13 protein-coding genes, 1 tRNA gene and 1 pseudogene are annotated in these 16,979 nt (G+C 48.3%); 10 read left to right on the top strand and 5 right to left on the bottom strand.

Going from position 1 to position 16,979, the window contains the following annotated elements; genetic code table 11:
• Positions 1–4: 4 nt before the first annotated feature.
• From GV764_RS05685 to GV764_RS05645, 9 genes and pseudogenes are all read left to right on the top strand, one after another.
• Positions 5–211 carry a helix-turn-helix transcriptional regulator gene (locus tag GV764_RS05685; protein WP_161659298.1) on the top strand — a complete coding sequence of 69 codons (207 nt, stop codon included), beginning with the start codon at positions 5–7 and terminating at the stop codon, positions 209–211.
• Between the two features lie 122 nt (positions 212–333).
• Complete coding sequence (locus GV764_RS05680; RefSeq protein WP_328515155.1) at positions 334–720, top strand: putative zinc ribbon protein; 387 nt, start codon at positions 334–336, stop codon at positions 718–720.
• 45 nt (positions 721–765) lie between these two features.
• Positions 766–1,043, top strand: a pseudogene (locus tag GV764_RS22360) (DUF7828 domain-containing protein).
• 338 nt (positions 1,044–1,381) lie between these two features.
• A complete protein-coding gene (locus GV764_RS05670; protein ID WP_161659295.1) occupies positions 1,382–1,969 on the top strand; it encodes a restriction endonuclease subunit S domain-containing protein in 588 nt (195 codons plus the stop codon).
• Between the two features lie 41 nt (positions 1,970–2,010).
• Positions 2,011–3,618: a type I restriction-modification system subunit M gene (locus GV764_RS05665; protein WP_161659293.1), complete on the top strand. Its 1,608-nt coding sequence runs from the start codon at positions 2,011–2,013 to the stop codon at positions 3,616–3,618.
• Positions 3,615–4,847 (top strand): restriction endonuclease subunit S, encoded by a 1,233-nt coding sequence (locus GV764_RS05660; RefSeq protein WP_161659292.1) that lies wholly within the window; start codon positions 3,615–3,617, stop codon positions 4,845–4,847. The genes GV764_RS05665 and GV764_RS05660 overlap by 4 nt, the downstream gene beginning before the upstream one ends.
• 58 nt (positions 4,848–4,905) lie before the next feature.
• Positions 4,906–7,821: a type I restriction endonuclease subunit R gene (locus GV764_RS05655; protein ID WP_161659290.1), complete on the top strand. Its 2,916-nt coding sequence runs from the start codon at positions 4,906–4,908 to the stop codon at positions 7,819–7,821.
• A gap of 135 nt (positions 7,822–7,956) precedes the next feature.
• Positions 7,957–8,520, top strand: coding sequence for a hypothetical protein (locus tag GV764_RS05650; RefSeq protein ID WP_161659289.1), 564 nt, complete (start codon positions 7,957–7,959; stop codon positions 8,518–8,520).
• Positions 8,517–9,350 (top strand): ATP F0F1 synthase synthase, encoded by an 834-nt coding sequence (locus GV764_RS05645; protein ID WP_236651838.1) that lies wholly within the window; start codon positions 8,517–8,519, stop codon positions 9,348–9,350. Before GV764_RS05650 ends, GV764_RS05645 begins: the two co-directional genes overlap by 4 nt.
• A 325-nt stretch (positions 9,351–9,675) precedes the next feature.
• Here the strand turns inward: GV764_RS05645 and GV764_RS05640 are convergent, their stop codons facing one another.
• The 3 genes from GV764_RS05640 to GV764_RS05630 all read right to left on the bottom strand — a co-directional run bounded on the left by GV764_RS05640 (position 9,676) and on the right by GV764_RS05630 (position 12,988).
• On the bottom strand, positions 9,676–10,947 hold the full coding sequence (locus tag GV764_RS05640; protein WP_161659288.1) for an integrase arm-type DNA-binding domain-containing protein: 1,272 nt from the start codon (positions 10,945–10,947) through the stop codon (positions 9,676–9,678).
• A gap of 200 nt (positions 10,948–11,147) precedes the next feature.
• A tRNA-Leu gene (locus GV764_RS05635) sits at positions 11,148–11,232 on the bottom strand.
• A 115-nt stretch (positions 11,233–11,347) separates the two neighbouring features.
• Positions 11,348–12,988: a dihydroxyacetone kinase subunit DhaK gene (locus GV764_RS05630; protein ID WP_161659286.1), complete on the bottom strand. Its 1,641-nt coding sequence runs from the start codon at positions 12,986–12,988 to the stop codon at positions 11,348–11,350.
• A gap of 137 nt (positions 12,989–13,125) precedes the next feature.
• Between GV764_RS05630 and GV764_RS05625 the strand changes: the two genes are divergently transcribed.
• Positions 13,126–14,628 carry a helicase HerA-like C-terminal domain-containing protein gene (locus GV764_RS05625; RefSeq protein ID WP_161659285.1) on the top strand — a complete coding sequence of 501 codons (1,503 nt, stop codon included), beginning with the start codon at positions 13,126–13,128 and terminating at the stop codon, positions 14,626–14,628.
• 52 nt (positions 14,629–14,680) lie between these two features.
• Here GV764_RS05625 and lptG read toward each other — a convergent pair whose 3' ends face one another.
• Together lptG and lptF are read right to left on the bottom strand one after the other, a co-directional pair.
• A complete protein-coding gene (lptG, locus tag GV764_RS05620; protein WP_161659283.1) occupies positions 14,681–15,763 on the bottom strand; it encodes an LPS export ABC transporter permease LptG in 1,083 nt (360 codons plus the stop codon).
• Positions 15,750–16,862 (bottom strand): LPS export ABC transporter permease LptF, encoded by a 1,113-nt coding sequence (lptF, locus tag GV764_RS05615; RefSeq protein WP_161659281.1) that lies wholly within the window; start codon positions 16,860–16,862, stop codon positions 15,750–15,752. Before lptF ends, lptG begins: the two co-directional genes overlap by 14 nt.
• Between the last annotated feature and the right edge of the window lie 117 nt (positions 16,863–16,979).

Here is a 16,979-nt window from a genome sequence, read left to right as displayed (position 1 = left end):
AACGATGACCACACCCACCAGCCTTCTCAATGATAAGTTTGTCGATATGGAATTTATCACTAAGCTCACCGGTTTAACCGACAAATGGTTTTACAAACTGATTTCATTGGGTGAGTTCCCTAAGCCGATTAAGCTGGGCAGAAGCTCCCGCTGGCTTGAAAGTGAAGTGGAAGCCTGGCTACAGCAACGCATTGCAAAGTCACGTCAGTAATCTCTCGAACGCAATCACATCCCCCATCTGATTTAACGCGACCAGTGGTATGACCTGCACCGCTGCTCTTCCCGGGACGGCTTAGCCCTGCGCGTCGTATGGTAAAGGACAATACTATGACGATTTACGCAAAATCTTTTATCGCGTTTGACGGTAATAAGCACCTCACGAGCTCAACTACTGTACAGCTTCACCCTTACGACCACTGCTGCTGCCACCTCTGCGGCACCGCTCTGCTATTCCACCCGGAATGGGGTACTAACCGTCCGTGGTTTGAACACACATGGGAAGACCTGACGGAGAACGGACGCTACCACTGCCCGTATGTGCATCTGGAGCGGCAGGAAGCTCGGCGGATACGCATAGTGCGTCGTTACGTACCGGATGTACTCCTTGAAGTGTGCAAGGCTGACTGGCACTGTTCGGAGTGCAATAGCCACTATCATGGTGAACGCTACTGTTTTGACTGCCGCACCGGCTACCATAGCACCGAAGTCGCTGCTGACTAATCCCTTATCTTTTCACTGCCAGCAGCGACTGGATTATATGTACGAATGGCCTGCTGCGGGTGGAGTTGTACCATGCGTATTCTGAAATGTTATCTGGCTAACAACACCTATAATCAGTTTGTTACTGCTAACAAAGCCGCTAAGACTGGTGACGATACCGGGTACTGGATGTGTGCCAATTGCGGTTGCAAGTTAATCCTGCAAAAGGGGGAATGGGAGAAGCTCCCTGGTTTGAGCACATTCCGCATTCCATTTCCCATCAACAGCTCATGAAATGTGCATGGGTGGATAGCCGGGCCCGGGAAAGAAGCTTCGTCAGGTAGTGCGTTCCGTGGACAGAAATATCAGACCTCCTCAGGAATGACATTGTGTTATATGGTATCGCATACCAAGGAGATAAGTACTGCAGAATCTATAAATCCGGGCTCTATAGCACGGAGCCGAGGTTCAGAGGCTGGTCTCCCAGACCTGAGGACGAAAACCAGCTCGGTACAATCTGCAGCGCATCTGATGCGCTGCCTGCCACTAACATACAACTCGCCAACGTTGCTCTCTCTGCCTAGTCTGAAAACGAGAGTTATACGTAATAAATTTAAATTCAGTTGACTTAACCGCCCGGATTGATAGACTTACCACACGCATTGTAATTTAAGTTTATTCAATGAAAACTAAGCCAGTACCCTATTCCATCGTTGCTTCATTTACTCCCGGTGCGCATGTTAGTCGTATCAGACAGAATGAACAGGCTAAAGCATGTCGCTTTTATGCTACCGAGCAGTTTATGAGTGACTGCTGGCAACCGGGTAATACCATCAACGGTGATAAAGAACAGGTTGTACGCCCCACTCAGGCGGTTCTGTCAGTCCAGACGGGAGATGTAGTCATTAGCCTGATTCATGGTAAGGCCGCTATCGTCAGCCCTGAGCATGCTGGGCGTCTGCTCAGTAATAACTATGTCAGGGTCGAAGTTGACAGCCAGAAGGTTATTCCTGCGTGGTTTGTCTGGCATTTCAATGAAAGCAGGGAAAGCCGCCGCCAGCAGGCTATAGCAACGCAGGGGTCAACGTTTGTATTGCGTTTGTCTCTTACTGAGGTACGTCTGTTTACTGCAACGCTGCCTCCTCTTAATAAGCAGAAGGCAATCGGTGGGCTCTATCTGGCAACCATCGAAAAACGCCATTACCAAGAGCGCCTGGCCGCACTAAACGAACAACATATCCTGAGCCAGCTCAGGGGTATGATTCAGTAATTATCCCTTTACCGGGACTTACAAGAACAACAGGAAGAAGTATGTCGCCCCAGATTGAAGCACAGAATTTAAGTGAACTGCAAAGCCGCCTTTGGAATATTGCAGATACCCTGCGTGGCAAGATGAATGCCGATGAATTTCGTGACTATTGCCTTGGTTTCATCTTTTACAAGTATCTTTCGGAGAAGTTTGTCACTTATGCCAACAACATCCTGAAAGAAGACGGGATTAAGTATAACGAACTGACCGCTGAGCATCCGGCTTATCAGGACATCATTGATGCGGTAAAAGACGACAGCATTCAGACGCTGGGTTACTTTCTGCCCCCAACTGACCTGTTCCACACCATGGCTCAGCGTGTAGCGAAAGATCAGAAAGGTGCCGGAAAAGGTTTTATCCTCGAAGACCTGGCTACTACCCTGCGTAATATTGAGCAGAGCACCCTGGGCACTGACTCCGCTGATGACTTCAGTAACCTGTTTGAAGACCTGGATTTAGGCTCTAGCAAACTGGGTAATACTGCCAAAGCCAAAAATGAGCTGATTGGTAGGGTTATCACCGAACTCGACAAACTGAGTTTTAACCTGAGTGAAGCCAGTTCTGACATTCTGGGCGATGCTTACGAGTATCTTATTGGTCAGTTTGCATCCGGTGCAGGTAAGAAAGCAGGCGAGTTCTATACACCGCAGCCGGTTTCTACCCTACTGGCTAAAATTGTTACTACCCATAAGCTTAAACTGAAAAACGTCTATGACCCGACCTGTGGCTCTGGTTCTCTGCTACTGCGTGTAAAACGTGAAGCCTCTTCAGTAGGTAAAATCTACGGTCAGGAAATGAACCGCACCACTTACAACCTAGCCCGTATGAACATGATTTTGCATGGCGTTCACTACGCTGACTTTGAAATCATGCAGGAAGATACGCTTGAACATCCGCAGCATACACATCTGAAATTTGACGCGATTGTCGCCAACCCGCCATTCTCCGCTAAGTGGAGCGCTAGTCCGCTGTTTATGAACGATGACCGCTTTGCGCAATACGGTAAACTGGCTCCATCCAGCAAAGCAGATATGGCATTTGTGCAGCATATGTTTTATCACCTGGAAGATGACGGCACCATGGCTGTGGTACTGCCCCATGGCGTTCTGTTCCGTGGCGCAGCGGAAGGCCATATTCGCAAGTTTATGATTGAACAGCTGAACTGTATTGACGCCGTCATCGGCCTGCCTGCCAATATCTTCTACGGCACAAGTATCCCAACCTGTGTGCTGGTGTTGCGTAAGTGCCGCAAGCACAACGACGGTATCTTGTTTATTGATGCAAGTAACGACTTTGAGAAGGTGAAAACTCAGAATCGCCTGCTGCCGAAACATATCGACAAGATTGCAGATACTTACAACGATTGGAAAGCTCAGGAGAAGTATAGCTATATTGCGACGCTGGAAGAGATCCGCAACAACGATTACAACCTCAATATCCCGCGCTATGTCGATACCTTTGAAGCGGAAGAAGAGATTGATCTCAACGCCGTTGCGCAGGAAATCCGCGATCTGGAACGGAAAGTGGCGGAGATCGATAAGACCATTGCTGGATTTTGTAAGGAACTAGGAATTGATAAGCCGTTTGTGTTGGCTGAGGGGAATAAATGATGGTGCCAAAACTGCGGTTAAGTTTATTGAAAGATGATAAATCATCAAGATGGTCTCAAGCTAAACTTGGTGAAATAGTTGAATTTAAAAAAGGCAAAGGTATATCCAAAAGTGATATATCCAAGAATGGGGTATATCCATGTGTTCGATATGGTGAATTGTATACCATTTACAACGAAAAGATTGATAAAGTTCTATCAAAAACAAACTGTGCCCCTAATGAACATGTTATCAGTAAATCTGGAGATATCCTTATCCCAGCATCTGGTGAGAATGCGGTTGATATCGCTAGAGCTAGTTCTATTTTGAGGGAAGGTGTTATTTTGGGTGGGGATATCAATATTCTTACACCTAAATCAAATAGTCTAAATAGCCTTTTCTTGTCTTATTCCATTGTAAGTAAAAAGAAAATGGAGTTAGCAAAAATGGCTCAAGGGAACTCCGTAGTACATTTATACTCGAGCCAACTAAAGACTCTTGAAATATGGCTTCCTTTAATTGATGAGCAAACCAGAGTCGCCGATTTCTTGTCCTTTGTTGACGAAAAAATCACGCTTTTAGATAAACAATACAAACAACTGTGCCAGTATAAAAAAGGCATGATGCAGAAGATTTTTAGTCAGCAATTGCGGTTTAAGGATGATAGCGGGGACGATTTTTCGGACTGGGAAGAGGTAGAGCTAAAAAAAATAGCCTCTAAGGTAAATACTAAAAATAGAGATAATTCAGTAAGTACAGTTCTAACCAATTCTGCTACGCTAGGCATTGTTTGCCAAGAAAGTTACTTTGAAAGAGAGATTGTTACAGAGAGCAACTTAACAGGATATTACGTCGTTGAAATCGGTGATTTTGTATACAACCCACGAATATCTTCAACGGCTCCCGTTGGTCCTATAAAACTGAACGAATTGATCCAAGGAGTTATGTCTCCTTTATATACGGTTTTTCGTTTTAAAAAAGGCTTGTTGAAATTTTATCAATATTTTTTTGAAAGTTCAGTTTGGCATGATTACATGAAAAGTGTAGCGAATAGTGGCGCCAGACATGATCGTATGAATATTTCAGGAGCAGATTTCTTTGATCTTCCGATACCCCAACCTTCTGATGAAGAACAAACTAAAATTGCTAGATTTCTCTCTGCTATTGACAACAAAATCACTACTAAAAAAGCAAAACTGGACAAGTTAAAAATCTGGAAGCAAGGCTTGCTCCAGCAGATGTTTGTATAAAATTCCTTAGATATGGCCAACTTCAGATCTGTACAATAACAAAAGGCACTAGATACCGATGGCAACGCAAAGCGAATACGAGTTAGAAACGCAGCTGGTTAACCAGCTGGTGGGGATGCACTACGAACTGGTAAATGTTACCGACGAAACCAGTATGAAAGCCAACCTGCGCAAGCAGATTGAAATTCACAATCGGCTGGAGGCCGCCCCACTTACTAACAGCGAATTTAACCGTATCTTCCTGCATCTGACCAAAGGTAATGAAGCCATCGATCGTGCCAGAATCCTGCGCGATCGCTACCAGTTACTGCGTGATGACGGTACGGAGAAATGGCTCAGTTTTATCAATAAAGATGAATGGTGCCAGAACGAGTTTCAGATCACCCGTCAGGTTAAGCAATTCAACGCCGAACAAAACACGCGCAAAACGCGCTTTGACGTTACGCTGCTGATTAATGGCCTGCCTCTGGTACAGATTGAGCTCAAGCGCCGGGGTCTGGGCCTTAAAGAAGCCTTTAACCAGATCGACCGTTACCATCGGGATGCCTTCTGGGTAGGCAGTGGTCTGTTCCAGTATGTTCAGCTATTTATTATCAGTAATGGGGTTGATACCAAGTATTACGCCAATAACCGGGCTAACCATTTCGAGCAGACCTTCTTCTGGACAGACGAGAGAAATGAACCCATTAAGTCGCTGGAGAAGTTTACCGAAGCCTTCCTGAAAGTTTGTCACATTGCAAAAATGATCACTCACTACACGGTGCTGAACGAAACCCGTAAGTGCCTGATGGTCATGCGCCCCTATCAGTACTATGCCTGCGAAGCGATGATCCGTCATGTTAAGGACAGTCTCCATCTACAGGGCAAGCCACGCAATGGCTATATCTGGCATACAACAGGGTCAGGAAAAACGCTGACGTCGTTTAAGGCCAGCCAGGTGATCATGTCCATGCCTGAAGTTGACCGGGTTATTTTCGTGGTCGATCGTCGCGATCTGGATTATCAGACCGCGAAAGAGTTTAACAGTTTCGCTAAAGACAGCGTAGATACTACTAACAATACCAGTACACTAATTAAGCATCTAAAGACGAATAACAGTAAACTGACGCTGACCACTATTCAGAAACTGAACAATGCCATTACTCATGAAGGCTATAAGGCACAGCTGGAGCACCTGCGTAAGGAACGCATTGTCTTTATTTTTGACGAATGCCACCGCAGTCAGTTCGGCGACACTCACAAGGCTATCGTAAGTTTCTTTGAAAATGCGCAACTGTTTGGTTTCACAGGTACACCTATCTTTGCCAACAACGTGAACATTACCAACGGCGTCAAACAGACCACTGAAATGCTTTTTGATAAATGCCTGCACAAGTATGTCATTGTTGATGCCATCCGTGATGAGAATGTATTGCGCTTTGCCGTGGAGTATGTAGGGACATATCACCGTAAGGAAACCAGCAATGAGATCGATATCGATGTGGAAGATATCGACACTAAAGAGGTCATGGAAAGCGATATTCGGCTGGGCAAGATAACCGACTACATCCTAGCTCACCACAACGCAAAGACCCGAAACCGTGAGTTTACCGCGATGTTCTGCGTTGGCTCGGTGGACATGCTGATTAAGTACTACAAACTCTTTAAAGATAAACAAAAAAAGCTTCAGCAGGCCGATGCGGGTTACAAACCGTTGCGTATCGCAACAATCTTTACTTATGCAGCCAACGAAGCGGACAAAAGTGATAAGGAAACGGTTAACGGCTTACTAGATGAAGAAGACATCAGCCTGCCTCAAGGGGGGAAAATAGATATCTCCAGCCGGGATCATCTGGACAGCTTCATCGAGGATTATAATACGCTGTATGGCACCAGCTATTCAGCTAATGATTCGCAAAGCTTTTACAATTATTACAAGAATATTGCACAACGGACCAAAGAAAAAGGGATCGATATCCTGCTGGTGGTCAATATGTTCCTGACGGGATTTGATAGCCCAGCTCTCAATACGCTTTACGTTGATAAAAATCTGCGTTACCACGGGCTAATACAGGCATTCTCCCGAACCAACCGTATTCTTAATGAGAAGAAAAGCCATGGTAACATCGTCTGCTTCCGTAACCTCAAGAAAGCCACTGATGATGCTATAGCGTTATTCTCGAACAAAGACGCATCTTCAGTCGTGCTGGTTAAGCCTTTTGAGGAGTATTTGAGCGATTATCAAGCTGCTGTAGATACCTTGTTGACCCTGACACCTACAGTGGAAAGCGTGGACAGCCTCCCTGATGAAAAAGCTCAGCTTGCTTTTGTGACGGCTTTCCGTGACATGATGCGATTAAAGAATATCTTGGAGAGCTTTGCTGATTTTGATGAGGTAAGTAAGCCTTTATCGGATCAAGTTCTTGCCGATTACACCAGTAAATATCTCGATATTTATGATAAGGTGAAAAAACACACTGCCAAAGATAAAGTCTCGATTCTGGATGAGGTCGATTTTGAAGTGTCACTGATTCATCGGGATGAAATTAATGTCGGCTATATCCTGAGGCTACTTTCTGGCATCCAGGCAATGCCACCTGAAGAGCAGCAAAAACAGAAGAAGAAAGTTATGGATATCGTTGACAGTGACGTCACACTGCGCAGCAAACGTGAACTGATTGATAACTTCATCGAAGAAAACCTACTGCATGTTTCGCATGATGAAGATATTACCCAGGCCTTTGAAACCTACGTTGAACGTGAAAAACGTAAAGCGGTTGCAACAATATGTGCTCAAGAAAATCTGGATGAAAGAAAGGTTGCCGCCTTGCTGGATAACTACCTGTTTACCGATGTGATCCCACGCGAAGACGAGGTAGCAGAGGCTCTAACGTGGACACCTAAAATACTTGAGAGGAAGACTGTTCTTAAACGTGTCTATGACAAGGTCTGTGGTGTGATTGATACCTTTATCAACGGAATGCGTGGGTTCTAAGGGTAGCGAAGCTCCAAGCGGGGCTTCGTTATTAATTTTTTTATCCGGTAGAGCAAAATATCGTAGGTGGTAGTAAATGATTAATTGATATACTATAAAATAATTGTACGCAGCATTTGATACAGGAAAAACATTATGATAATAAATTTCCTTTTTAGAGTTCTTCTGACATTTAACGCAACATCGTTGTTGGCTATAATTTTCTTTGTACAAAAGAAATACACTCTATATTATTTTTTCCAAGAGTTTGAATGCAGTCATTGGTTGAGTTCATTACCAAAAATGGCATCATATGTATTTTACATGCTAATACCTATATTACTAACTTGGATTAGTTTGCTTTTAAGTTCTAAACTGGGAAAGGATGAATTTAGAGAAGGTGAAGTGGTTTCTGTGGAGCACGCTAACAACTCATTTCTTCCAAGTTATCTTGGTTATTTCTTTGTCGCTTTAAGTATAACTAGTTGGTCTGCCTTATTTTTTGTTTATGGTGTTTTATTTATTTTCACCTTTATGTCTCAAGCATTATACTTTAATCCTTTGTTTTTATTATTTAGATATGAATTTTATAACATTAAAAATAAGAGCGGCGCATCCATTTTTTTGATTAGCCGTCACAAATATAAAACCCCTAATGAAATAAAAATACCCATCGCTTTTAGAATAAACAATTATACCTTTATCGAAAGGAAAAAATGATGAACAACATTTTTGCGAAAGTAAAAGGACCTCGTAAGAAACCTTTTTTTAAATTGGTATCAGACTACACTTTGTTTGACGCTTTGGATTTATCTACTATTAGCCTCATCCCATATAACCCTGACCATAAACTCGATGATGATTCATGGTTCAAAATTGATGATTTTAGCCAACAACTATTCTGTGTATCATTTCTTAAGAATGAATTTGATTCTAAGGACTTAGACGATTTAACAAAAAAAAACTTCACTAAGATTTCCTACATATTCTCTCATCAGAATGAAGATTTTTATTTCCAGAAAATAACCCCTTCACTGTTTATTAAAAGAAAAACAATTGCTTTTGGTGAAACAGCAGAGATAGAAGAAAATGAAGGGCGATTGATTGTTAATCATAAACCTGATGCGGTATATCTCAAGGAAAGGGATATATTATTATTCAGAAATCTTGCCACAATTTCAAGTATCTTTAAAGGTATCGATATACTGTACAAAGAAGCTACCGAAGAAGAAGTTAAGTCGTTTTTAAGTCAATCCTTCATTGTACTTTCTAATGACTATGATGTAGAAAAAGTGTCAAAACCTAATCGAAAGAGAATTGCGTTAGCTATGGACACTCTTGAAGCGATGCCAGTCGAAGACCGCGGTGAGATGCTGAATTACATTAATGATTATTGTGCTGAAAAACTTAAATATGACACTACAGAGTGTAAATTTGAATTATCATCAGAAGAAGAGTTAAAATATTTACTGTATGGTATCGAACAGAGATTTTACACTACTAGATTTGGTAATGAAAAGAGATTAGCCAACTCAATATTAAGGCTGTAAAAGTGAAGAAATGAATATCTTTATCAACTGAATTTGTAGATTTTAAAGTTGAATAAAATCTGTATAATCTTCGCTATTACTATTACAGCTTAGGTTGGGGCTAATATAGGGGGACAGGTAACAAGACCTATTGCTGCCCCCCGTACTTAACCGCTGAAACTTCTGGCTTCCTGCCGATATTACGTTCATCCACACGGTCAGAACCATATCCCTAGCATATCGTAGTCATTTGTTATTCTTATGATTTTTGGTTATCAAAAGGTAAAAAAGCATCCGGGCTTTAACTTCCGGATGCCTTCTGTATGTAATTTGTGTTCTACTCGATTTACCTGCTCCGCATCGGATTATAGGTCTTCGCATAGTCAAACGGCGTAATTCCCTTCTCCCGGTTAGCATCCAGAAAATCAGCCCACCATTGCAGCATCAACTTACGCTCATCCAGATGTTCCGCTTTATGGATATACGCCGCCCTCACCGAATTGCGTTCCATATGGCTCATTTGCCGCTCCACCGCATCCTTCGACCATAGCCCTGACTCAATTAACGAACTACAGGCCATTGTGCGGAAACCGTGACCGCAAACCTCAACTTTGGTGTCATAGCCCATCACCCGCAATGCACTGTTCACCGTGTTCTCACTCATAGGCTTACGCGGATCGTGATCGCCAATGAAAATCAACTCGTGTTCCCCACAAAACTGTTTTATCTGCTTTAGGATTGCCAGAGCCTGCTTTGAAAGCGGCACCAGATGAGGTGTACGCATTTTTGAACCTCGCTGAGAATGTTTCACACCGGGAATAGGCTCTCGCTCAGGCGGAATGGTCCACATTGACGTTTCAAAATCGATCTCTGACCAGCGAGCAAAACGCAGCTCACTGGAGCGAATAAAGATAAGCAAAGTCAGTTCCGTTGCCCAGCGAGTTAGCGGCCTGCCGGAATAGCCGTCTATTTTCTCAAGTAACTCAGGGATACGCTTTAATTCCAGCGCCGGGCGATGTTGTCGATTGCCAGAGGCGACGGCCCCCGCCATCTCTTGCGCCGGGTTATAATCAATTAGTCCGCTTTGCACCGCATAACGCATGATGGCCGTGGTGCGCTGTTGAAGACGGGAAGCCACTTCAAGTCGTCCAGATATCTCCACGGCTTTAATTGGAATTAATAGATCGCGGGTGCCCAGTTCAGCAATATTGCGAGCCCCAATTGCCGGGAAGATATTGTCCTCCAGGCTCTTTTTTACGCGATGAGCATGATCTTCCGACCATTTTTGGTTGGTCACAAGCCACTCTCTGGCAACCTTCTCGAAAGTAATGATTTCTTTCGCCTGCTCTTCTTTCACAGCACGTTTATGCTCACGAGGATCGATACCAGCAGCTACCAACTTTCTGGCCTCTTCCCTTTTCTTCCTGGCATCAGCCAGCGAAACATCCGGGTAAACGCCGAACGCCATCAAATGTTGTTTACCACCAAAACGGAAACGAAATCGCCAATACTTAGAGCCGTTAGGCTTTACAAGTAAGAGCATACCGTCGCCGTCAACAAGTGAATACTCTTTCACCTCAGGTTTTGCAGAACGAACTTTAGTATCCGTTAGGGCCATAATGGACCTCCTTCCATTGGTATCGCGTGAGTATACAAGCAATATCGAATCGGCAAATATACTCATTAGTATACTCACAAGCTTGTTGATGTGGGTTGACTCAGGTTGAGTTCAGTTGAGGAGAAAATCGTGGAAAGCCTTGTGTAGCGCGGATTGCAGGCATAAAAAAAGACGTCGGTTGACGTCTATTTATATGCTTTTGGTGCCGAAGGCCGGACTCGAACCGGCACGTATTTCTACGGTTGATTTTGAATCAACTGCGTCTACCGATTTCGCCACTTCGGCACTGAAGAGGTATGCGGAAAACGTTGTGGATTATACCTGCAACTCCCTCACGCGCAACAGTTATCCCTTACCCCGCAATTCGGATGCTGAAAAAACCAGCATCCGATTCTGCTCATCACCGTTTAACCAGCGCCCCAAACACCTCGGCCACCGCAACGGCTCCCGGATCCGGCACGCCGTTCAGGTTCTCGCTGTTCACGTATGACGAACGACCAGCATTGGCCTTCTGAATCTGCGCCGTCGCTTCCGCGCCCTGCTTCGCTGCTTCTACCGCAGCGTCCAGCCCCTCGCCCGCCAGCGCCTCCAGCGCGGGCTGCAACGCGTCGATTAACGTTCTGTCGCCCAGGTCCGCGCCGCCGTAGCGTTTCATCTGCTGCAAGCCCACTTTCAGCGCCTGTGATAACGCTTCGCCCTCTACTACTTTCTGCCCGGCAGCAGTAAAGAAGATCGACATCAGTACCCCGCTCGACCCGCCCATCACGGTAGCCAGTCGCTCGCCGATAAGCAGCAGCAGCGCGCCAGTATCGTTAAGCGGCAGTTGCCCGGCATCAAGCTGGTGTTTGATGTCGCGCGCGCCTTCGGCAAACGTTGAGCCGGTGTCGCCATCGCCCACTTTGGCATCCAGCGCGTTCAGTCGGTTCTCCAGGCTGATTAACGTGTCGGTTGCCGTGGCGACAATCCGCTTCGTGGCGGCGTTGTCGCTGGGCGTAACGTCCATGCGATTGTAAATCGGGTTGTGCGGCTGGGCTTGCACCGTGCGGAACGGCACGGGCGGCTGCCAGCCCGCCGTTTCAACGCTGGCCTTTAACGCCTTTTCAAAGGTTTCATCCAGCGTGATGGCTGAAAGCGAAAAGCCTTTCATATCCAGCGCACTCACCAGCGCTGCCGGGCCAATCAGGTAATCAATCTGCTCGCTCAGGCGCGAGTGCGCCAGCTCTTTAGTCAGCAGCGCCATCTCAAGCGCGGAAACCCCGCCCAGGTTGTTGATCATTACCGCCAGCCGGGCATCCGGCCCGGTTCTTTGCTGCAGCGCGTCCACCAGCTGCGTCACAATCTCTTTGCTGTTATGCGTCTCGACGATGCTGGCGCCCGGCTCGCCGTGGATACCCAGCCCCAGCTCGATGTTACCCGGCTGGATGCGGTTTTCTTCTTCGCTGCCCGGCAGGTTGCAGGTCTGCATCGCCACGCCCAGGCTCCAGACACGCTGGCTGGCGGCATGGGCCAGGTCACGCACCTCGCTCAGGGATCTCCCCTGCTCCGCCGCAAATCCGGCGATTTTATGCACCAGCGCCGTGCCCGCGATGCCGCGCGGCTGTTTGTTATCCGGTAACGCAATATCGTCCGCTACAATCACCATCTCAACCTTCAGGCCGTGGCGTTTAGCTTTCTCCGCCGCCAGGCCAAAGTTAAGCCGGTCGCCGGTATAGTTTTTGACGATTAACAGGCAGCCGCGATCGCCGGTCACGGCGACAATCGCGTTCAGTACCGCATCCACACTCGGCGAGGCGAACAGGTCGCCGCACACCGCTGCGGTTAACATCCCTTTCCCGACGAACCCGACGTGCGCCGGTTCATGGCCCGCGCCGCCGCCGGAGATCACCGCCACTTTACTTTTATCCCAGTCGCTGCGCACCACGACGCGGATCGCCGGGTCGATATCCAGCCGCGTCAGGTTGCGATGCTGTGCGGCGAGAATAACACCCTCAATCGCATCGTTGACCAGCTGTTTGCGTTCATTAAAAAAGAATCTGGACATGTTTTCCAAAAAATAAGTAAACCGTATGCAAAGCATAGTCGGTGATGCGGGATATGCCGCAAAGTCAGCATTTTACCGCTGTTCTTTCGTGATGAATTACCTATGATTTAAGCGAAACCACCACAAGGACATTCACCATGACCGAACCGCTGCTTATTGCCCGAACGCCGGACGTGGCGTTAAATCTGCTGCCGCAAATGGCCAATCGCCACGGCTTGATCACCGGGGCGACAGGGACCGGTAAAACCGTCACGCTGCAAAAGCTGGCGGAATCGTTATCCGATATCGGCGTGCCGGTATTTATGGCGGATGTGAAAGGCGATTTAACCGGGATCGCCCGGGAAGGCGCGGCATCGGAAAAACTGCTGGCGCGGCTGAACGGTATCGGCGTGACCGACTGGCAGCCGCACGGCAACCCGGTCACGCTGTGGGATATCTTTGGTGAAAAAGGTCATCCGGTACGGGCTACGGTCACTGACCTCGGGCCGCTGTTGCTTGCCCGGCTGCTGAATCTGAACGAGGTGCAATCCGGGGTGCTGACTATCATTTTCCGCATCGCGGATGAGCAAGGGCTGCTGCTGCTCGATTTTAAAGATCTGCGCGCTATTACCCAGTACGTCGGCGATAACGCTAAATCATTCCAGAACCAGTACGGCAATATCAGCAGCGCATCGGTAGGCGCTATTCAGCGTGGGCTGCTGACCCTTGAGCAGCAAGGGGCTAATACGTTTTTCGGCGAGCCGATGCTGGACATCAAAGACTGGATGCGCACCGACGCTAACGGCAAAGGCATCGTGAATATCCTGTCGGCGGAAAAGCTCTATCAGATGCCGAAACTTTACGCCGCCAGCCTGCTGTGGATGCTCTCCGAACTGTATGAGCAACTGCCGGAAGCGGGCGATCTCGATAAACCTAAACTGGTGTTCTTCTTCGACGAAGCGCATCTGCTGTTCAACGATGCCCCGCAGGTGTTACTGGATAAAATCGAACAGGTGATCCGCCTTATCCGCTCGAAGGGCGTCGGGGTGTGGTTTGTTTCCCAGAATCCGTCGGATGTCCCCGATAGGGTGTTAGGCCAGTTGGGCAATCGGGTGCAGCATGCGCTACGCGCCTTTACGCCAAAAGACCAAAAGGCGGTGAAAGCGGCGGCGCAAACCATGCGCGCTAATCCGGCCTTCGATACTGAAGAAGCTATTCAGGCGCTGGGCACCGGCGAGGCGCTCATCTCATTTCTGGATGCCAAAGGCAGCCCGGCCATGGTGGAACGTGCCATGGTGATCGCCCCCTGCTCGCGGATGGGGCCGGTGAATGAGGATGAGCGTAATGGGCTGCTCAATCACTCTTCGCTGTATGGCAAATATGAGGACGCGGTCGACCGAGAATCCGCATATGAAATGCTGCAAAAACGCGTGGCCGATGCGCCGGAACAGGGCAATGCGCCAGCGGCTAAAGGCGCTCAGGCGACAGACGATGACGGCCTTATCGGCGGGCTAAAGGATATTCTGTTCGGCAGCACCGGGCCGCGAGGCGGCAAGCGCGACGGCGTGGTTCAGACCATGGCGAAAAGCGCGGTACGCCAGGTGACCAACCAAATCGTGCGTGGGATGCTGGGGAGTATTCTGGGCGGCAGGCGGCGTTAACGGTCAACTGGCGATAGCCATAAAAAAGGGGTGCAATCTGCACCCCTTGTCTTTATGACTTACGGACCAATAGCCAGAGGCTTATCAGGAAGAAGCTGGCGCTTGGCAACAGCGCGCCCATTATCGGCGGGATGTTGTATACCAGGCTCAGCGGGCCAAATATCTGGTCGAGCACGTAGAACAGGAAGCCGAAGCTAATCCCCGTCACCACCCGCACGCCCATCGGTACGCTACGCAGCGGGCCGAAGATAAACGACAGCGCCATCAGCATCATCACCGCCACGGAAAGCGGCTGGAAGATTTTACTCCACATATTGAGCTGATAACGGCTGGCATCCTGGCCGCTGGACTTCAGATAACGTACATACTCGCGCAGCCCGCTAATAGATAGCGCATCCGGGTCCAGCGCCACCACGCCCAGTTTATCCGGCGTGAGTTTGGTCTTCCAGGTTCCGGTCACCGTCTGGGTGCCGGTGATCTGCTTTTCATTGGTCAGGTTAGATTCGTCCACCTGCGACAGCTGCCATACGCGCGTTTCCGGATTAAATGTCGCGGTAGCGGCGTAGCGAACCGTCTGCAAGCGACGCTGGTCGTTAAAGGAATAGATGCTGATGCCGCCCAGCTCGTTGTCGCCTTTTACGCGTTCGATGTAGACAAAATTATTGCCGTCTTTCGCCCACAGGCCTTGCTGGGTGGAGAGCAGCGAACCGCCATACATCATCTGCGCACGGTAGTTACGCGCCATCTGTTCACCCTGCGGCGCTACCCATTCACCAATCGCCATCGTCAGCAATACCAGCGGGATCGCGGTTTTCATTACCGACAGCGCCACCTGCATACGGGTAAAGCCGGATGCCTGCATCACCACCAGCTCGCTACGCTGAGCCAGCATGCCAAGCCCCAGCAGTGCGCCGAGTAGCGCCGCCATCGGGAAGAAAATCTGCACGTCTTTCGGCACGCTCAGCAGGGTATACATTCCCGCGCCAATGGCGGAATAGCTCCCTTCACCGGTTCTTTTCAGCTGATCGACAAATTTGATCACGCCAGAAAGCGATACCAGCATGAACAGCGTCATCATGATGGTGTTAAAAATTGTTTTGCCGATGTATCGGTCAAGTACGCTAAATCCCGGCATTTACCACTCCTCGGCGCGAAAAACGGCTGCGCAATTTACGCATCGGCACCGTATCCCAAAGGTTCAGGCCAATCGCTAACGCCAGATACGCCAGGTTCACCGCCCACATCCAGATCAGCGGGTCGAGCTTGCCTTTCGCGCCATTGGAGCGCAGTGATGTTTGCAGCAGGAAGAAGATTAGATACAGCAACATCGCGGGCAGCATAGAAAGTACGCGGCCCTGACGCGGGTTCACCACGCTCAACGGCACCACCATCAACGCCATGACGATAACGGCGAACACCAGCGTCAAACGCCAGTGAAATTCCGCCCGTGCCTGGCGTTTATCCGATTCCCACAGCGCTTTTATACTCATCTGCTCAGAATCTTCAGGATCGAGCGTAACCGCCTGATGGCCAATGACCGCTTTGTAATCTTTAAAGTCCGTAATGCGGAAATCACGCAGCATCGCAGTACCTTCAAAGCGGGTTCCCTGATTCAGGGTAACCACCTGCGCGCCATCTTTACGCTGCGACAGCTGGCCGGAATCGGCCACCACCACGGAAGGCCGCGCATTACCGCGTGGCCGCAGCTGCGCCAGGAATACGTCGTTAAATTTGCTGCCGTCGACGCTTTCAATAAACAGCACGGCGTTGCCGTCGGTGGCCTGCTGGAACTGGCCCTGGGCCAGCGCCGCCATGCCGGGGTTGGCTTTGGCCTCCGCCAGCACTTCATCCTGATGGCGGGACGACCAGGGGCTGGCCCACATCACGTTGACCGTCGCCACAATACCGGTAAATAGCGCGAGGATCATCGCAGCTTTGACCAGCACCGCTTTACTCAGGCCGCAGGCATGCATCACCGTGATTTCACTCTCGGTATACAGTTTGCCCAGCGTCATCAGTAGCGCGAGAAACAGGCTTAAAGGAAGGATCAGTTGCGCCATGGCAGGCACGCCTAAACCCAATAAGGAAAGCACCAAATTTGTCGGGATCTCGCCGTCGACTGCCGCACCCAATATCCTGACGAGCTTCTGGCAAAAGAAGATCAACAGCAGGATGAACAGTATCGCCAGTTGGCTTTTGAGCGTCTCCCGGACCAGATATCTTATGATTATCACATTAAATACGCCTGTGAATACGAGTCTTTTTGCAGGAAAATCGCTTGTTTCATGGCTTAAACGTCATTTATTCTCTTGAGTCGTCGAAAAGATCGCTAAGATATGTAAACTCAGCGG

This window comes from Atlantibacter hermannii, from assembly GCF_009907385.1.
In the GTDB taxonomy this organism is placed as follows: domain Bacteria; phylum Pseudomonadota; class Gammaproteobacteria; order Enterobacterales; family Enterobacteriaceae; genus Atlantibacter; species Atlantibacter hermannii_A.
This window is presented reverse-complemented; position numbering and strand designations above follow the sequence as displayed.

What these genes read in the sequence shown, in the direction of transcription:
- GV764_RS05685 (WP_161659298.1), top strand. Translation starts at nt 5, where the DNA reads ATGACCACACCCACCAGCCTTCTCAATGATAAGTTTGTCGATATGGAA.
- GV764_RS05670 (WP_161659295.1), top strand. Translation starts at nt 1,382, where the DNA reads ATGAAAACTAAGCCAGTACCCTATTCCATCGTTGCTTCATTTACTCCC.
- GV764_RS05665 (WP_161659293.1), top strand. Translation starts at nt 2,011, where the DNA reads ATGTCGCCCCAGATTGAAGCACAGAATTTAAGTGAACTGCAAAGCCGC.
- GV764_RS05660 (WP_161659292.1), top strand. Translation starts at nt 3,615, where the DNA reads ATGATGGTGCCAAAACTGCGGTTAAGTTTATTGAAAGATGATAAATCA.
- GV764_RS05655 (WP_161659290.1), top strand. Translation starts at nt 4,906, where the DNA reads ATGGCAACGCAAAGCGAATACGAGTTAGAAACGCAGCTGGTTAACCAG.
- GV764_RS05650 (WP_161659289.1), top strand. Translation starts at nt 7,957, where the DNA reads ATGATAATAAATTTCCTTTTTAGAGTTCTTCTGACATTTAACGCAACA.
- GV764_RS05645 (WP_236651838.1), top strand. Translation starts at nt 8,517, where the DNA reads ATGATGAACAACATTTTTGCGAAAGTAAAAGGACCTCGTAAGAAACCT.
- GV764_RS05640 (WP_161659288.1), bottom strand. Translation starts at nt 10,947, where the DNA reads ATGGCCCTAACGGATACTAAAGTTCGTTCTGCAAAACCTGAGGTGAAA.
- GV764_RS05630 (WP_161659286.1), bottom strand. Translation starts at nt 12,988, where the DNA reads ATGTCCAGATTCTTTTTTAATGAACGCAAACAGCTGGTCAACGATGCG.
- GV764_RS05625 (WP_161659285.1), top strand. Translation starts at nt 13,126, where the DNA reads ATGACCGAACCGCTGCTTATTGCCCGAACGCCGGACGTGGCGTTAAAT.
- lptG (WP_161659283.1), bottom strand. Translation starts at nt 15,763, where the DNA reads ATGCCGGGATTTAGCGTACTTGACCGATACATCGGCAAAACAATTTTT.